At 43.7% G+C, this 16,741-nt stretch carries 14 protein-coding genes; 6 read left to right on the plus strand and 8 right to left on the minus strand.

Going from position 1 to position 16,741, the window contains the following annotated elements; translation table 11 throughout:
• The first annotated feature begins 106 nt into the window (after nt 1–106).
• Nucleotides 107–1,495 carry an amino acid permease gene (locus I6H64_RS07040; protein WP_056985048.1) on the plus strand — a complete coding sequence of 463 codons (1,389 nt, stop codon included), beginning with the start codon at nt 107–109 and terminating at the stop codon, nt 1,493–1,495.
• A gap of 127 nt (nt 1,496–1,622) precedes the next feature.
• Here I6H64_RS07040 and I6H64_RS07045 read toward each other — a convergent pair whose 3' ends face one another.
• Complete coding sequence (locus I6H64_RS07045; RefSeq protein ID WP_036685637.1) at nt 1,623–3,401, minus strand: adenine deaminase C-terminal domain-containing protein; 1,779 nt, start codon at nt 3,399–3,401, stop codon at nt 1,623–1,625.
• Between the two features lie 16 nt (nt 3,402–3,417).
• Complete coding sequence (locus I6H64_RS07050) at nt 3,418–4,770, minus strand: NCS2 family permease (RefSeq protein ID WP_002831076.1); 1,353 nt, start codon at nt 4,768–4,770, stop codon at nt 3,418–3,420.
• 172 nt (nt 4,771–4,942) lie between these two features.
• On the opposite strand from I6H64_RS07050, the gene add reads away from it, so the two are divergent.
• Together add and I6H64_RS07060 are read left to right on the plus strand one after the other, a co-directional pair.
• Nucleotides 4,943–5,956: an adenosine deaminase gene (gene add, locus I6H64_RS07055; RefSeq protein ID WP_036685981.1), complete on the plus strand. Its 1,014-nt coding sequence runs from the start codon at nt 4,943–4,945 to the stop codon at nt 5,954–5,956.
• A gap of 83 nt (nt 5,957–6,039) precedes the next feature.
• Nucleotides 6,040–8,496, plus strand: coding sequence for a Xaa-Pro dipeptidyl-peptidase (locus tag I6H64_RS07060; protein ID WP_056985047.1), 2,457 nt, complete (start codon nt 6,040–6,042; stop codon nt 8,494–8,496).
• On the opposite strand, the gene I6H64_RS07065 is transcribed toward I6H64_RS07060, so the two are convergent.
• On the minus strand, nt 8,441–9,223 hold the full coding sequence (locus tag I6H64_RS07065) for a biotin--[acetyl-CoA-carboxylase] ligase (protein WP_036685192.1): 783 nt from the start codon (nt 9,221–9,223) through the stop codon (nt 8,441–8,443). The two genes, I6H64_RS07060 and I6H64_RS07065, sit on opposite strands and share 56 nt — an antisense overlap.
• Before the next feature lie 184 nt (nt 9,224–9,407).
• Here I6H64_RS07065 and I6H64_RS07070 point away from each other — a divergent pair, with 184 nt between their 5' ends.
• Together I6H64_RS07070 and I6H64_RS07075 are read left to right on the plus strand one after the other, a co-directional pair.
• Nucleotides 9,408–10,322: a proline-specific peptidase family protein gene (locus I6H64_RS07070; RefSeq protein WP_002830021.1), complete on the plus strand. Its 915-nt coding sequence runs from the start codon at nt 9,408–9,410 to the stop codon at nt 10,320–10,322.
• Nucleotides 10,323–10,487: 165 nt separating this feature from the next.
• Nucleotides 10,488–11,339, plus strand: coding sequence for an aldo/keto reductase (locus I6H64_RS07075; RefSeq protein ID WP_005919578.1), 852 nt, complete (start codon nt 10,488–10,490; stop codon nt 11,337–11,339).
• A gap of 261 nt (nt 11,340–11,600) precedes the next feature.
• Here I6H64_RS07075 and I6H64_RS07080 read toward each other — a convergent pair whose 3' ends face one another.
• Nucleotides 11,601–13,148: an ABC-F family ATP-binding cassette domain-containing protein gene (locus I6H64_RS07080; protein ID WP_036685195.1), complete on the minus strand. Its 1,548-nt coding sequence runs from the start codon at nt 13,146–13,148 to the stop codon at nt 11,601–11,603.
• A 118-nt stretch (nt 13,149–13,266) separates the two neighbouring features.
• Here I6H64_RS07080 and I6H64_RS07085 point away from each other — a divergent pair, with 118 nt between their 5' ends.
• Nucleotides 13,267–13,641, plus strand: coding sequence for a VOC family protein (locus I6H64_RS07085; protein ID WP_004166721.1), 375 nt, complete (start codon nt 13,267–13,269; stop codon nt 13,639–13,641).
• A 323-nt stretch (nt 13,642–13,964) separates the two neighbouring features.
• On the opposite strand, the gene map is transcribed toward I6H64_RS07085, so the two are convergent.
• From map to I6H64_RS07105, 4 genes are read right to left on the minus strand one after another with little or no spacing between them, the layout of a single operon-like run.
• Entirely contained in the window at nt 13,965–14,747 is a 783-nt protein-coding gene (map, locus tag I6H64_RS07090; RefSeq protein WP_002830025.1) for a type I methionyl aminopeptidase, read from the minus strand.
• A 40-nt stretch (nt 14,748–14,787) separates the two neighbouring features.
• On the minus strand, nt 14,788–15,654 hold the full coding sequence (locus I6H64_RS07095; RefSeq protein ID WP_171030838.1) for a DegV family protein: 867 nt from the start codon (nt 15,652–15,654) through the stop codon (nt 14,788–14,790).
• The gene (gene trxA, locus I6H64_RS07100) at nt 15,635–15,964 is read right to left on the minus strand and encodes a thioredoxin (protein WP_008841179.1); all 330 of its coding nucleotides are present in this window, start codon (nt 15,962–15,964) and stop codon (nt 15,635–15,637) included. Before trxA ends, I6H64_RS07095 begins: the two co-directional genes overlap by 20 nt.
• 40 nt (nt 15,965–16,004) lie before the next feature.
• Nucleotides 16,005–16,739 carry a TerC family protein gene (locus tag I6H64_RS07105; protein WP_002830029.1) on the minus strand — a complete coding sequence of 245 codons (735 nt, stop codon included), beginning with the start codon at nt 16,737–16,739 and terminating at the stop codon, nt 16,005–16,007.
• Nucleotides 16,740–16,741: the final 2 nt, after the last annotated feature.

Consider the following 16,741-nt stretch of genomic DNA (forward strand, 5'->3'; position numbering starts at 1 on the left):
AATTGCACTAGTTTAGCAAATTTAATCTAGGTAGATTTCTTGATTTTCGTTGACAGTATTAACTTCATCCCGTATTATTAGAAAAACATTAGAGAGGAAGTGGCGTATGCAACTAAAACATAATATTTTTCGTAAAGAATCACTAGCTAATTATCTGAAGGTAGATTCTCAATTTGAAAAAACGCTGGGCGCTAAAGACCTCTTAGCCCTCGGAATCGGGGCAGTAATCGGTACCGGAATTTTCATTCTCCCTGGCACCGTGGCGGCGCTAAAAGCTGGTCCCTCAATCACCTTATCATTTGTGATTGCCGCCTTGGTTTGTGCTCTAGCAGGAATGTGTTACGCAGAGTTTGCCGCCTCGATTCCCGTGGCGGGCAGCGCCTACTCCTACGGAACCATTATTTACGGGGAACTGCTCGGCTGGTTATTAGGTTGGGCGTTAATTCTAGAGTACGTACTGGCCGTCGCGGCGGTTTCCACCGGGTGGTCTGCTTACTTTGGTTCCTTAGTTAAGGGATTTGGCGGCCACCTCCCTGCAGCAATTGCCGGGCCATTTGATCCCCAGCATGGGACTTATATTAATTTGTTTGCGGTAATCATTGTGCTTTTAATTGGCTTTCTATTAAACCGTGGTTTTAAGTCTTCAATCCGCATTAACAACTTAATGGTTTTCGTTAAAATTGCAATTATTTTAATTTTTATCGGCGTGGGTATTTTTTACGTTAAGCCCAGCAACTGGCAACCATACTTTCCATTTGGGATTCATGGAACCTTAGCTGGCGCATCCACCGTCTTCTTTGCTTATTTAGGCTTCGACACCGTTTCAGCATCTGCAGCGGAAGTAAAAAATCCGGCTAAGAACATGCCTATTGGAATTATCGGTACGCTGGTCGTTGCCACCATCTTTTACGTGGCGGTGGCAGTGGTACTAACTGGGATGGTGCCTTATAACGAGCTTAACGTGGCAAACCCCGTATCCTTTGCTTTACAATTAGTTCACCAGAACTGGATTGCGGGATTGTTATCCGTGGGTGCCCTAGCAGGGATGACTACCATGATGATTTCCATGATTTACGGTAGTTCTCGTTTAGTTTACGCAACCGGGCGGGACGGACTCCTGCCGCGCTTGTTAGGCCAACTAGAAGGGCCGCACCGTTCACCCAAAAACGCTTTGATCGTCGTTACGATTTTTATCGCGTTACTTGGCGGATTCGTACCCCTTGATCAACTTACCAACCTAGTAAACATGGGAACCCTGTTTGCCTTCGGACTAATCTCGTTAGGGGTAATCCCCCTTCGTCGCCGCACCGACATCCCGGGGAACGGCTTTAAGGTACCTGGTTATCCAGTGATTCCGATCATTTCAGTTATCGCCTGTGTTTACTTGATTTCGACCCTTTCCTTAGAAACTTGGATTGGTTCGGCAATCTGGTTTGCAATCGGCTTAATCATTTACTTTAGCTATGGGATGCGGCATAGTAAACTGGCTGAATAAAAATTATTCACCAATCTCCAGTCAATTTATGAACCTTAATTACCTTTGCTTGATTCTAAAAAAATAATTTACGTATAAAAAAATTGGAGCCTCTGGAAATTTATCTAGGGGCTCCAATTTTTATTTGCTACTTTGTAAGGTCAAGAATAGGATCAAAGTATTCTAATTTCGTGTAATCAACGTTTCCGCCATCCGTAATTGCTAAATCTGGGATGGCCGTGATTGGCAAGAAGGACAGGTAAAATAATGGATCCGGAAGTTTACATCCTAATTGATTAGCAGCATTTTTTAACTCTACTTCTTTTCGAGCTAATTCGTTTGGCTGCAAATCAGTTACTATTCCAGCAACCGGCAATTCCAACAAGGCGAGCACTTCGCCCTTATTAACCACGACTTGTCCTCCGCCATGTTTAACTAATTCGTTGACTGCTAACGCCATATCCGCTTCATCCATCCCCGCCACGACAATGTTATTATCATCTGGCGAAGCAGAAGTAGCTATTGCTCCGGACTGCAATCCCCATCCCGAGATGAATCCCCGAGATTGTTGGTGGTTAATCCCATATCTTTCAATCACGGACACTAACGCGACGTCCCGTTTGGCATCGGGAAGGATGCATCTGTCCTTAATTTTTAAATCAACTTTTCTCGATTTACGGACAAACGGCCCCACGCTCTTGATGCTTCGGACCGTCGCCATTCCCGTTGGCTGATCAACTTGGTATTTAAAACTCTCAGCCGTTATTTCCGCACATTTAACCGAATTTGTAATCTCTACAGATCTTTTTGGTGGCACAAATTCCAACTGTTCCGCTTGTCGTTCAACTACCACCACGCCCTTACTGATCACCGTTTCAATCTTAAAGGTTCCTGGCTGGTCAATTAGCAAAATATCCGCTTCCTTGCCAGGCGCAATCGAACCCACTTGGTCGTCAATATGGTACGCTTCGGCACTGTTTAAAGTTGCCATCTGAATGGCGGTCATGGGCGAAATTCCTGCCTTAATCGCTAACCGAACTAGATGATCAACATGCCCTTTTTCCAAAATATCACGCGCCGTTACGTCGTCCGTACAAAAACTAGTGTGGCGGGCTACACCCGGAGCACCTTCCGTAATGGCTTTAACGTTTTCGGTTAAAAATTTGGTAACCGAAGATTCCCGAATTATCGTATGGATTCCTTTCCGGGCTTTTTCTAAAAATTCTTCGTGAGAATAACTTTCATGATCGACTCGCACCCTAGTCATTAAGAATTGATTTAGATCTTTCCCCTTGGCCATCGGAGAACAGCCAAAAATCGGCTTATGCAATTTTTGTGCCGTTAAAACAGCTGACAAGGTATCTTTATCTTTGGTTTGGACCGCTTCTCGGACGGTTTCCCAAACACCGTAACTACGCTCTTGAGGTTGAAACTTTTGGTGATCTTGCGCGCTGACATTATAAGCTACCGTTGACTGCGGGATTGTGTACGGTGTTTTATAAGGAACCCCCCAGAAAACTTTTAGGGGAAGCTGATCAATTTCCGCAAAAATTTCGTCTAGCCCGGCTAATCCAATCACTGAAATATATTCATCCAATCCAGAGACAATGCTAGTCGTTCCTTTGGACACCACTGCTTGAGCAAAGCGCGTCATTGACATTTTGCTGCATTCAACGTGAATATGTCCGTCAATCAAACCAGGGGCTAGATATTGGTCGGTCGCATCTACGTGCCGGGTGTGCTTTCCGACATAGTCCGAGACGTCTTTATCAACTGCCACAATTCTACCCTTGTAGATTGCTACGTCTGCACGATAATATTCGGCCGTATCCACATTAATTAACGTACCATTTTCAATAACTAGGTCTGCTGGAATTTCAGCTGCCCCTGCATCAATATATTTTTCTAACTCCGTCGTAGTATCCATGTCCGCTCCCGTCTGCTTAGGCTTTAGGTACAATATTTAAAATGTATAGCAATACAATAAAGATCACTAGCATTGCCCACATAATGTAGTTAATTTCTTTTCGCCGCCCAGCAGCCACCATGAGGATGGGATAGGTTAGGAAACCAAAGGCAATTCCGTACGAGATGTTATACGTTAATGGCATACCAATCACGGTTAAGAAGGCTGGCATTGCAATTTCAAATTTATCCCATTCAATTTCACGTAATGCTGACGCCATTAATACCCCCACCACAATTAGTGCTGGTGCAGTAACTTGGTTAGTAACTACGGTTAGGAGCGGCGAAAATAGCATACTAAACCCAAACAATACCGCAACTGTTAAAGAAGTTAACCCCGTCTTTCCTCCAACCGCAATTCCTGCTGAAGACTCTACGTAAGCTGCGGTAGGTGTCGTTCCCATTACTGATCCAGCTAACATTGAAACCGAATCCGCTACTAATGCTTGCCCAATTCTAGGCATTTTATTATCCTTCATAATTCCAGCTTGTTGCGCTAACCCAATCAAGGTTCCTGCGGTATCAAAGAAGGCGACTAACAGGAAGATTAAAACTACCGCCCACATTTGAGGGTCCATCATTGAAGATAGATGATAAACTCCGACCCCAAAAGTTGGCTTCATACTTGGTGCAAGAGAGATGATGCTCGCCGGCATTTTGATTAGCCCAGTGATCAATCCTAACAAAGCGGTCGACACTAAACCGATAAAAATGGAGCCCGGCACCCTTTTTGCCATTAAAATGGCAATCACAAAGATTCCAAAGATTGTTAGCCAAGTGGTTGGAACGGTTAAAGAGCCAATTTCAACCAACGAAGTTTTGCTAGCGGTAACTAGTCCGCCACCTTGGAGACCAACAAAAGCGATGAAAATACCGATTCCCGCCGCCATTGCTAGTTTCAAATCTTTTGGAATTGCATTAATTACCACTTCCCGAACTTTAAGAAACGAAAGGATGGTAAAAAGAACCGAAGCGACAAATACACCCGCCATTGCTTTTTGCCAAGAAATTCCCATTCCCAAAACTACTGAGAAAGTAAAGAAAGCGTTGTCGCCTAACCCAGGCGCTACAGCAATTGGATAATTTGCTAAAAATGCCATTAACGCACTTCCTAGAATTGCTGATAAAGCAGTTGCCGTAAAGACCGCTCCCTTATCCATTCCTGCTGCTCCCAAAATACTAGGATTAACAAACAAAATGTAGGCCATTGAAACAAACGTTGTTAAGCCTGCTAACATTTCCCTCTTAATCGTGGTTCCATGACCGCTTAAATGAAATACTTTTTCTAACATATTGTCATCCGCCAAAATTTGATCGTTCGCCTTTTGCATGGTAAGTACCGTCCTCCAAATATTTTTTAGCTTTCTTCACTAATTATTCCATACTTTATTTCGATTTACAATCATTAATATTCGTATTTAGCTTTAATAATAACTCAAAAAATGCTAAAATAACCCTCACAAGGCCCTAATGACGAACTACCTACCAGAAAGGAAACAGATTATGGATAAAATAACCAAGGAGTTTATTCAGGGACTCCCCAAAGCTGAACTACACTTACATATCGAAGGAACCCTCGAACCTCAGTTGAAGTTAAAATTAGCCAAACGAAACCACGTGGATATCGGACAAAATACGATCGAAGAGGTTCAAAAGACCTACCAATACGATGATTTGGCTTCGTTTTTAGCCGTTTACTACCCCGCAATGAACGTCTTACAAACGGAAGCGGACTTTTATGACTTAGCTTTTGATTACTTAAAACGTGCCGCCCAAAATAACGTCCGCCACGTTGAAATCTTTTTTGATCCCCAAGCGCACACTAGTCGCGGGATTAGTTTTGCGACCGTAATCAACGGATTATATCGGGCAACGGTTGACGCGCGGGCCCTAAATATCGATGCCGGATTAATTATGTGTTTCCTGCGTGATTTCTCTAAAGAATCCGCACGAAAAACTTTAGCGGAAGCTTTGAAATATCAAGATAAGATTATTGGAATCGGCTTAGATTCAGACGAACACAATAATCCACCATTAAAATTTGCACGCCAGTTTGAAGATGCAGCTGCTGCCGGTTTACATCGCACCGTTCACTGCGACATCGACCAAAAAGATTCCATTGAGCATATTCGTCAAGCACTTGAAATTATGGAAGTTGAACGCATCGACCACGGTACCAACATCGTTGAAGACCCCGATCTGGTTGATTTGGTTGCTAAACGAGGAATCGGTCTAACTTCGTGTCCGCTTTCTAATTCTTTCGTATCTCCAGAAATGAAGGGTCAAGAGGTTTTAGAACTCCTATCAAAAAACGTCAAAGTTTCAATTCACTCTGACGATCCTGCCTATTTTGGTGGCTACATCAGTGACAACTACACCGCGATTGCTAGCCAATTCAAATTAACTAAACCACAAATTATCCAATTAGCTAGAAATTCATTTGAAAGCTCTTGGATCAGCGATCAACAAAAAGAAATTTATCTCAACGAATTAAACAACTACGTAAATAGTAATTAAACTTAAAAATCCTTCCATGGCGGTAAATGTTCGTATGCTTTAGGCGTATAATATGAACCATAAACCACTGTGGAGGATTTTTTATGAAAAACAACCAATTTGGTCGCATTGACGTTGACCAAGATGAAGAAATTACCGAATTGAAAGCAATTCATTTTATTGACCAGGACCTGATTGCCGATCCTAAGGCACAATTTGAGGATTTTCTCCGGCGTTCTTTTTTAATCAGTAATCAAGAGTCCACGTTTCAACAAAAGTTAGGCAACCTACTTGCGACGCCTAACCAAACTGCAGCAGACTTTTTTGCGAGCACAGAGCCGCTAACCTTGGATATTTTTTATTTAATTGCCTTACAGCTATTACAATTTGAATCAGGAATTGATTTTTCCGTTATTGACCCGCAGGCTGCAACTGCTAAAATCAACTTACCGCGCCTTGCCCTTGACGCTCTTGAAACTAGCGCAGACGTGGCACACGCTTGGTATTCAATCTTGACGGCACACACGAAAAATGGGGAAACTTACCTTGATCACCTTACTCAACAAGGCTACTTCACCCCGTTCTACGCGACCACAACCGCCCCGTTATTCTTCAATGGAAAGGCCCAAGCCGTCTTTGATCCGCATCAAATCATTCGAGAAGTCGTTTACGTAGAAGCTCCCTTAGATACTGATCACGATGGCAAACGCGACCTGTTAAAAGCAGAAATTTTACGTCCTGCCCAAACTGAACAAGGATACAAGGCCCCCGTTTTGTATACTGCCAGCCCCTATAACCAAGGAACTAACGATCATTGGGGTGAACAAGTAACCCATAATGTCGACGTCCCGTTAACTGAAAAACCAGTTAACCACCTTACTCGCGAAGACGTGACGGCTAAACCGTATGACCCAGAACTACCACCCGAACGACAAGTTAAGGGTCAAGCTGAACACGCTTGCGAACACTTTGCCCGCGAACAACCCTACACCTTAAATAACTACTTCCTAACCCGTGGGTTTGCGGTAGTTTATGCGGCCGGAATCGGAACCCGGGATTCAGAAGGTTTGCGGGATACTGGTTCGGTGGCGGAAACCATTTCCACCACGGCAATTATTGAATGGCTCGCGGGGAATCGTCGCGCGTTTACTAACAAAACCGATAACATTGAAATCAAGGCCAACTGGAGTAACCATAAAATTGCCATGACCGGACGTTCCTACTTAGGTACGTTAGCCACTGCAGCAGCTACTACCGGGGTCGAAGGTCTTGAAACCATTATTTCGGAAGCGGCCATTTCCAGTTGGTACGATTATTATCGGGATGGCGGTTTAGTTGCCGCCCCGGACACCTTCCAGGGTGAAGACATGGACGTCCTCGCTGCCGAAGTCTTTAGTCGACAAAAAGACCTTGGGGATGCTTTAAAAGTTCGTAGTAAATTTGACCAAGTTTTAAACCGGATTAACCACGACCAAGACCGGCAAAGCGGCAACTATTCTCGCTACTGGGACAGCCGCAACTATCTCAACCAAGCCAAAAATATTAAGGCCGATCTAATTTTAGTGCACGGTTTGAACGATTGGAACGTCAAGCCCCGTAACGTCGCTAACTTGTGGAACGCGGTCCGTGACTTGCCAATTAACAAGAAGATTATTCTTCACCAAGGTCAGCACATTTACATTAATAATTTCCGTTCGATTGACTTTACCGACATGATGAACTTATGGCTAAGTTACAAGTTGTTCGGCGTGGAAAATAACGCTCCAGAAGTTTTACCAAACGTCATCATTCAAGATAACGTAGAACCCGAAACGTGGCATACCTACCCTGATTGGCAGGATGCTGATGATGAAGTACGGGAATTCACCCTCCAAGCCAAAACACTGGTGGACGCTGCTTTGCCAACTAAAAACGAGGCCGCCTCGTTTAAAGACGTCCTCGATCCAGCAGTTTTTGAAATGTACAAAAATAACCTTACGCAGTGGCATACCGACCTGCTTAACACGGAACACGCCACCAATGGTAAAAACCAGATGCGTGATAACCGGTTAATCTTCAAGTCTGCCCAACTCGATCACGATTGGTATATTGATGGGGCTGCGGAAGTTAAGGTTAACGTGGCGGTTAATAAACCATTTGGAATGCTTAGTTTTCAACTAGTTGACTTTGGCGATGCCCGGCGCTTAAACGTCACCCCAAGCCTCATCCAACCTCGCTCGTTAAGTGGCAGTTACGATTGGCGCACCGACGACTTACGGGAATTTACGCAACAAAAGAGCATCACCCCGTGGAAAATGATTAGTAAGGGCCACATTAATTTGCAAAATCGGACTAACAACTACCGCGTTGATAAGGTCGTGCCTAACCAATTCTACGACGTAACTTTACAGTTACAGCCGACGTTCTATCACCTTCCTGCAGGTCACCAATTAGGATTGGTAATTTACGCAACTGATTTTGAAACCACCATCCGGGGCAACCAGGATTTGCAATATTCATTGCAGCTTAATCAAAGTCATTTAAAGGTTCGGCTTGCCAACGTAATATCCGACCATTCGTAACGGTTCGCACTTGATGACCATCGTTGACAAGTAGTTCATTTTCGGGTGTGATCCCCGTTACTTTTCCGGTAAGCCGACTTGCGGCCTGATCAATGATCACCCATTGGTCTTGTAAAATCGATAAATCTAAATACTTTGGATTAATTGCGTCAGACGCCAGCGTCTGGCGCTTTTTTTGGATAGCTTGGTTGATCTTAATCAACAAGTCGGTTACTTGCGTTGCGTTTGCTTGTTCGGCAATTGGCCCTCCCGTCCGCAACATCGCTTGGGGAAAGGTCGTGGTTAAAATGTTCAACCCCATTCCCAGCACCAGCCCGATTAGTTGATTATCATCATTAGACACGGCTTCGCACAGAATGCCGCCCACCTTTTGATCATGTAAATATAAATCGTTCACCCATTTAATACCAAGCGGTTGTCCAAAAACGCGGTGCACCGCTTCGGCAACAATCACGCCCACGTTTGCCGTTACCCGTCCGGGATGTAAAACGGTGGCTGGGGCTAGAGGAAGGTAAATCGAACAGTAAATCCCCGAATTCGGTGAATAAAACTGGCGCTGGTTAGTCCCTCGTCCAGCCGTTTGTTGATTGGCAACTACCATCCCCGCTATTCCAGGATTTTGTTGCACGCGCGTAAAAGCTACGTCATTAGTAGAGCCAACTTGGTCAAAATATTCAATTTTTTCATCCGGAAATTCATTTTGTAGTCGTGCGACATTAATTTGCATTAAAATTACTCCTTGATCAACTGCAGAAAATAATTAATTTTTTCTAATTTTTTAATTTAAGCACTAAGTCGGTTATACCAGTATTTCCGCGGAACTTTACGCCTAAACGCTTCTCATTTAATCTGGTCACTTTCTAATAAATCTGCTATTATAGGCTTAAATTTAAGAAACTAGGTGAAATATCTTGAAACAAGGTACAACAATTTTAACACTAGATAACGGATATCACTTATGGTCACATACGGATGGGACTAACGACTCCATCCACCTTTTGGCCCTTCATGGTGGTCCCGGGGGCAATCACGAATACTGGGAAAACTTCCACGATGAACTTTTAAAACAAGGTTTGGACGTTCAAGTTCACTACTACGACCAATTGGGTTCGTGGTATTCTGACCAACCCGACTACTCCGACCCTGAAATTGCTGAAAAGTACCTCAGCTACGACTACTTCCTTGACGAAGTGGAAGAAGTTCGTCAAAAACTCGGCATTGACCACTTCTACTTGATCGGTCAATCTTGGGGTGGCGCATTGACCATGATGTACGCATTGAAGTATGGTGAACACTTAAAGGGTGCCATCATCTCTTCCATGGTTGATAATATCGATGAATACCTCGAACATCAAGACGCAATTCGAGACGAAGCCCTTGCTCCCGAAGATGCTCAGTTCATGCGTGACTGTGAAAAGTCTGGAGATTGGGATAACGAACGTTACCAAAAACTAGTCGACGTACTTAACGCTGGTTACGTAGATCGTAAACAACCAGTGGCAATCCGTCACTTGGTTCCAACTATGGCAACTCCCGTTTACAATGCTTTCCAAGGCGACAACGAATTCGTTGTTACTGGTAAGTTGAAGGAATGGGACGTTCGCGACCAAATCCATAACATCAAGGTCCCAACCTTGTTGACCTTCGGCGAACACGAAACCATGCCGTTGAAGTCGGCACAACGGATGGCTGAAGTAATCCCTAACGCTAAGTTAGTTACTACTCCAGATGGCGGTCACCACCACATGATCGACAACGCCCCCGTTTACTTCAAGCATCTTGCTGATTACCTTCGCGAAGTAGAAGCAGGCACTTTTAACAAATAATAGATTTCAAAATAGAGGTTAGGATTGCTCCTAGCCCCTATTTTTTTATCTCGGCCACCCTTTTCTTTACAAAACGCCTGACAAATTTTCGGGCTTATGGCTGGTTATTGCTAAAGAAAAAAGCTATCATATAGTAAGTAAGGTTAAATAAAGGAGGAATTTCTCATGAATAAACTCACCGATACCTATACTTTAAATAACGGGGTTAAGATTCCCGTAATCGGTTTTGGAACTTGGCAATCTAAAGATGGTGAAGAAGCATACCAAGCAGTTAAGGCTGCCCTAGATGCTGGATACCGTCATATCGATACTGCCGCAGCTTACGGTAACGAAGAAAGCGTGGGAAAAGCCATTAAAGACAGTGGCGTAGCTCGCGAAGACCTCTTTGTCACCTCTAAGCTATGGAACGAAGACCACGGTTACGAAGCAACGAAAAAAGCCCTTGATTTAAGTTTGCAAAAACTTGGTTTAGACTACCTCGACCTCTACTTAATTCACTGGCCAAATCCCGTTAAATTCCGTGACGAATGGCAACAAAAGAACGCAGAATCTTGGCGGGCAATGGAAGAAGCCCTAGAAGCCGGCAAAGTGCGGGCAATTGGGGTTTCCAACTTCCGGCCTCATCACCTAGACGAATTGTTGAAGACTGCTAAGGTAACTCCTGCAGTTAACCAAATTTTCCTCAATCCTAGCGATACTGAAGACGAAGTGGTTGCTTATAACAAAGAACATGGTATCCTCTCCGAAGCTTACAGCCCACTAGGAACTGGTAAAATCTTCAGCATTCCAGAACTTAAAGAAATTGCTGAAAAGTACCACAAGTCGGTGGCCCAAGTAGTTATTCGTTGGTCATTGCAACACGGCTTCTTGCCATTACCAAAGTCTGTCCACGCGGATCGAATTCAACAAAATACCGAAGTATTCGACTTCGAACTATCTGCTGACGACATGAAAACCATTGATGGTTTCCACGGCCAAGCAGGTGCCCCAACCGATCCCGATACAGCAACGTTCTAATTAATATTACTAATCGCTAAACAAAGAGAGTGGGACAAAAGTCGGGTAGTTTGCGAGCATTAACTGAAAATTGCCCATTATGCCTGATTTTGGCATGATGGGCAATTTTTGGTTAAGCGGAACAAACTGACTTTTGGCACACGTTTTGGCTCTATTGAAATCAAAACGCCAAAATAAAAACGATTCATGAGGAAGTTTCACCTCATGAACCGTTTTTTGTTTAAAGTCTTTTGACACAACCCTTTTGATTGTAATTAAGTTTTAGCGATCCAAACGTAATTTTTCCACGTTGATTACTTTATCAATCCAGCCGTTATAAAAACTACTTTCGTGAGATACCACGATTAAGTTTCCTTTAAAGCGTTGCAACGCTTCACTTAGGGCTTGCTTGGTTTCGTCATCAAGGTGGTTGGTGGGTTCGTCCATGATCAAGAAGTTAGATTCAATCAATTCCATCAAGGCTAGCTTAACCTTAGTCTGCTCACCACCACTTAGTTGGTGCATGGGCTTTTGAGTGTCCGCCGCGTTAATCCCGCACTTGGCTAACTTAGTCCGAATCGTTTTTGGTAACATGGTCGGATATTTTTCTTGAATCGTTTGTAATGGTGTTAGGTCGGGGTTATCCCAAACTAATTCTTGGCTAAAATAGTTCACCTTAGCCGATGGTGAGAAATGAGCTTCCCCACCTAAAGCCGGAATCAAGCCTAAGATACTCTTAATTAACGTCGACTTTCCGGCTCCGTTAAACCCAGAAAAGGCCACCTTTTCGCCCGCCACCATGGAGAACGTCACTGGTTCCAAAAGCTGCTTTTTACCATAACCAACGGCTAGCTTATTAACCGCCACGGCGTTTTGTGAGCCCGTATCTAGGTAAGGAAAATCGAAATGTCCCTTCAAGTTTTCACTAGGCGGATCGATCCTGTCCATCCGATTAAGCATCTTTTCCCGGGATTTCGCCATTGTTGAACGTTGACCAGCCTTATTCTTGCGGATAAAGTTTTCCGCCTTTTCAATGACTACTTGTTGCTTTTCGTAAGCCTTTAATTGTGCTTCTTGCCGCGCTTCCTTTTGCCGCATTGCGGATTGGAAATCGCCCCGGTACTTAGTAATTTTGTTAAATGAAACGTCACAAATACAATTGGTAACCTTTTGCAAAAACTCATAGTCGTGAGAAACTACCATGAAAGCTCCCTCGAAGCCGTTAAGGTAGTCTGCCAACCAATTAATGTGCGCGGTATCCAAATAGTTGGTCGGTTCGTCTAGGATCAATACGTCAGGATCTTGTAGTAGGAGCTTTGCCAAAATGATTTTGGAACGCTGGCCCCCACTCATCTCGCTGACAATGTGATCCTTACCGATATCATCAAGTCCTAAACCGGTCATTACCCGGTTAATTTCGGTATCGATTTCGTAAAAATTGTTAGCGTCCAGATTTTCTTGGATTCGGCCCGCCTTTTCCAACAACTTATCATCCAAATTTTCGGCGTATTCGGCGTAGTATTTTTCCATTAAATCACGTTGCTTAAACAAATCTGCGTACGCAGTGGTTAAAAATTCGTACAGCGTGTCATTTTGCGGAATATCCGCATACTGGTCTAAATAACCATAAGTGACCTTATTTTGCCAAACAATCCGGCCCTTATCTGGTAAAGTTTCGCCAGTCAAAATCTTAATTAGCGTACTTTTACCAGCACCATTTTGCCCGACAATTCCCATGTGATCTTCTTTATTCAGTTCGAAACTTGCATCTTCATACAGTTCTTTGTCCGCAAAACCGTGGCTCAGATGTTCAACTGATAGCAAACTCATTTTTTTCACCCTGTCTTTTTAAAATAACTAGTAACCACCGTAGCATGAATTACCACAAAACGTCAATTGAATTTACCTATGCTATACTTGTACAGGTTACAAGGAGGATTTATAGATTATGAATATTCGAGAAATTGATCATATTACCCTAACCGTGGCAGACGTTGCTCGTAGTGAACGTTTTTACCACGAGGTTTTTGATATGCCGATCCTAACCGACGCTCCGTATCCAGGCGTGCGTGCGGGGAAGCAGCGAATCTATTTTACAACTAAGGAGACCCAGCCGGCAATTGCTCCAGCGCAACCAACCTCCGGAAGCATTGCGTTGTCACTGGTTGCCAAAAATCCGATGAACGAAATTGTCAACCACTTAAAGAGCTACTTTGTGGAAATTGTCGATGAACCAAAGCAACGCCAGGGAACTCACGGAAAGGTCCAGTCGCTGTTGATAAAGGACCCAGACGGAAATGTGGTGGAAGTGGCGAATTATTAAATCAGAGTGCACCAAGCCCCCGGTCAGCTCTTGAGGATTAACGGAATTAATTCATTAATCGTGGGTTTAGCGATTGATGAATTAATTTGGTTAACCGCAGAGAGTTGGGGGCTTAGTGCACGTTTCGGCTATCTCACAGTAGAACACGCTCCTCTAACTTTGGGTCATGCGGTTAAGGACCTAATCTGGTTATCCGCAGAACTCTGAGGGCTGGAACACGTCTCGACTATCTCGCACCCCAACAGATCCACACCCATATTACAAAAATAGAGGCTGGGAACGCCAAATTTCCAGCCTCTTTTATTAATAATTAATCATTTTCATTAAAGGTACTTAGCGTCCCCCACTGGATCCTGTGAAGTTAAAATCTTAGGACCATCTGGCGTAACCACTAGAGTATGTTCGTATTGGCAAGATAAACTACCGTCCATGGTGGTAACTGTCCAACCGTCTGGAGCAGAAGTATCACATTGCCAACTTCCGGTATTTACCATTGGTTCAATAGTGATGGTCATTCCGTTCCGGAGCCGCGGACCGTGACCAGCTTCACCATAGCCAGGAACCATGGGATCTTCGTGCATTGTTGGTTGAATACCGTGACCAACAAATTCCCGGACGTCTCCATAACCCATTTCGTCTTCTACGTAAGTTTGGATTGCGTGACCGATGTCGCCGATCCGGTTTCCTTCAACGGCTTGATCAATTCCCAGGTACAAAGCTTTCTTAGTAACTTCCATTAATTTCTTAACTTCGTCACTAACTTCACCAACCGCAAATGCCCAGCAAGAATCTGCCATGTAACCATCCACGCTGACTACGGTATCAACCTTAACTAAGTCGCCTTCCTTTAAAATCAAATCTTTCCGCGGAAAACCGTGACATACTTCGTTGTTAACACTCACGCAAGTTGCGTATTCGTAACCTTCAAAGCCCTTTTCTTCAGGAACTGCGCCGTGTTCATCTAAATAACGAAGCGCGAATTTCTCGATGTCCCAGCTAGAAATTCCTGGCTTAATAACATCGCGAAGTCCAATATGCATTCCTGCTAGAACTGCGCCTGCTTTCCGCATTCCTTCAATTTCACGTTCTGATTTCAATGTAATCATTTTATCCACCCGTTTCTTAATTAACCTAACTACTATGGTATCACAACTTTGGTGACCAAATTAACCCAATTGCCTTGCTTCCCGTATAGGTTCCCACGTACGGACCAATTGGACAAGATTCTACGTGTAAGCCCGGGTGTTGGACCTTCAGTTCACTTTGCCATTGCATGCTGCGATCCGCATCATCAGCATCGACCACTGTCACCGTCAAATGGCGATAATCAACCACTTGTTGCGCAAAAATTTCACTAATCGCTTCCATAGCGTTTTTTATCTTACGCTCTTTACCGACCATTTCTAAGCGGCCTTGCCGATTAATCGTTAAAATTGGGCGCATCCCAAAAAACGAGCTTACCAACGAAGTCCGACTGGCAATGTTCCCCGAAATCTGAAGTTCTTTAACGTTGTTGACCGCTAAGTACACTTCCGTTTGACTACGATACTTACGCAACTGCCGCAAAACTTCGTGGATGTCCACGCCACTATCTAACAGGTTGGCCGCCAAAATGGCCGCATTGCTTTGTCCAGCCAGAATTGAGCCCGAATCATAAGGGTAAACTTGTAGTTCCTTAATTACCGGCACGGAAGCTGAAAGACTATTGATGAACCCGCTCAAGCCTCCCGACAACCCGATGCACAAGGCTGCTTTATAACCTTTCGCAGCAAGTTCAGCAAAAACCCTTTGCATTTCCTTAATCGGAATCTGCGAAGTGGTGGGATGGTACTTTTCTAATTTCAACATGCGATAAAATTCATCCGCATCAATATCAACATTTTCGTGATAGACGTGCTTGCCAAACATAATTGGCTGGTTAACCACCGTAATGTTGTACTTCCGCGCTATCGCAGGATCAAGGTTAGCCGAACTATCAATCACAATTGCCGTTTTACTTTGATTCATTTTCATTAATCTTCTTCTCTATATATTTCGCTAATTTTGCTTCGGGATAAACGCCGGTAACCTTTTCGATTGCCTTGCCATCCTTAAACAAAACTAATGAAGGAATACTCATTACCTTAAATGATTGGGCCAATTCTTGGTTATGGTCAACGTTAAGCTTGCCAAAATGAACTTGGTCCCCGTAACTTTGCTCCAGATTTTCTAAAATAGGTTCCATCATCTTGCAAGGTCCGCACCAAGGGGCCCAGAAATCAACGATGGTCAATCCATCTTTAATTACTTCAGCTAAATTTTCACTTGTTACCGTAGCTGCCATGAGGAGTCTCCTTTTTATTTATAGTATATAGATTATAGCATTATTTGCGTACGCTTTTTCTGAGGTAGTGAATTGCGATCGTAATCAAGAATGCCAGCACTACGATTCCGGCAAAAATTCCCGAATTAATTTCAATATCAATCGCGGGAATCGACAAGAATAATTTAAGGGCAATAATCCCAATCAGCACGTAGGCCATTGTCTCTAGTTCAGGAATCCGGTGCATTAATTTCATAATCACCTCGGCAATTCCCCGCATCGCTAAAATTCCAATTAAGCCCCCCAGTAACACAATGACCGGGTTAGAAGAAATCGCCAGCGAAGCTAATACCGAATCGATTGAAAAGACAATGTCCATAAATTCGATTTGGATTACCACCCGCCAAAAAAGCGAAATTTTACCCCGTGGTTTCACCAATTTACGAGTCCGACGCCCCCGTTTCCGTTTGTCAAAATAGCGAAACACTAGGTATGCTAGATAAAGTGCTCCAATGATTTTAATTTCCCATAGGTGAATGAGGTAAGTCCCAATCCCGATTACTAAAAACCGAAATAGGTACGCGCCCCACAAACCGTAAAATAAGGATTTTTCCCGTTCGACCTTATCTCCCAACACTTGGGTTTGGGTTGCAAGAACTACGGCATTATCCACCGATAGTAAACATTCGATCATCACCAGTGATAAAATCACTAACCAGTCCGAACTAGACTCTAATACCGTCTTCCAATTGTTGAGATCGAAGAAGGGACCGTATAAATTTGTTAAAATATTCAATA

It is taken from the genome of Pediococcus acidilactici, assembly GCF_016127815.1.
GTDB classification, from domain to species: Bacteria; Bacillota; Bacilli; order Lactobacillales; family Lactobacillaceae; genus Pediococcus; species Pediococcus acidilactici.

Bases quoted from the DNA above. Each gene is read 5' to 3' on its own strand.
- I6H64_RS07040 (WP_056985048.1), top strand. From the start codon at position 107: ATGCAACTAAAACATAATATTTTTCGTAAAGAATCACTAGCTAATTAT.
- I6H64_RS07045 (WP_036685637.1), bottom strand. From the start codon at position 3,401: ATGGATACTACGACGGAGTTAGAAAAATATATTGATGCAGGGGCAGCT.
- I6H64_RS07050 (WP_002831076.1), bottom strand. From the start codon at position 4,770: ATGCAAAAGGCGAACGATCAAATTTTGGCGGATGACAATATGTTAGAA.
- add (WP_036685981.1), top strand. From the start codon at position 4,943: ATGGATAAAATAACCAAGGAGTTTATTCAGGGACTCCCCAAAGCTGAA.
- I6H64_RS07060 (WP_056985047.1), top strand. From the start codon at position 6,040: ATGAAAAACAACCAATTTGGTCGCATTGACGTTGACCAAGATGAAGAA.
- I6H64_RS07065 (WP_036685192.1), bottom strand. From the start codon at position 9,223: ATGCAAATTAATGTCGCACGACTACAAAATGAATTTCCGGATGAAAAA.
- I6H64_RS07075 (WP_005919578.1), top strand. From the start codon at position 10,488: ATGAATAAACTCACCGATACCTATACTTTAAATAACGGGGTTAAGATT.
- I6H64_RS07080 (WP_036685195.1), bottom strand. From the start codon at position 13,148: ATGAGTTTGCTATCAGTTGAACATCTGAGCCACGGTTTTGCGGACAAA.
- I6H64_RS07085 (WP_004166721.1), top strand. From the start codon at position 13,267: ATGAATATTCGAGAAATTGATCATATTACCCTAACCGTGGCAGACGTT.
- map (WP_002830025.1), bottom strand. From the start codon at position 14,747: ATGATTACATTGAAATCAGAACGTGAAATTGAAGGAATGCGGAAAGCA.
- I6H64_RS07095 (WP_171030838.1), bottom strand. From the start codon at position 15,654: ATGAAAATGAATCAAAGTAAAACGGCAATTGTGATTGATAGTTCGGCT.
- trxA (WP_008841179.1), bottom strand. From the start codon at position 15,964: ATGGCAGCTACGGTAACAAGTGAAAATTTAGCTGAAGTAATTAAAGAT.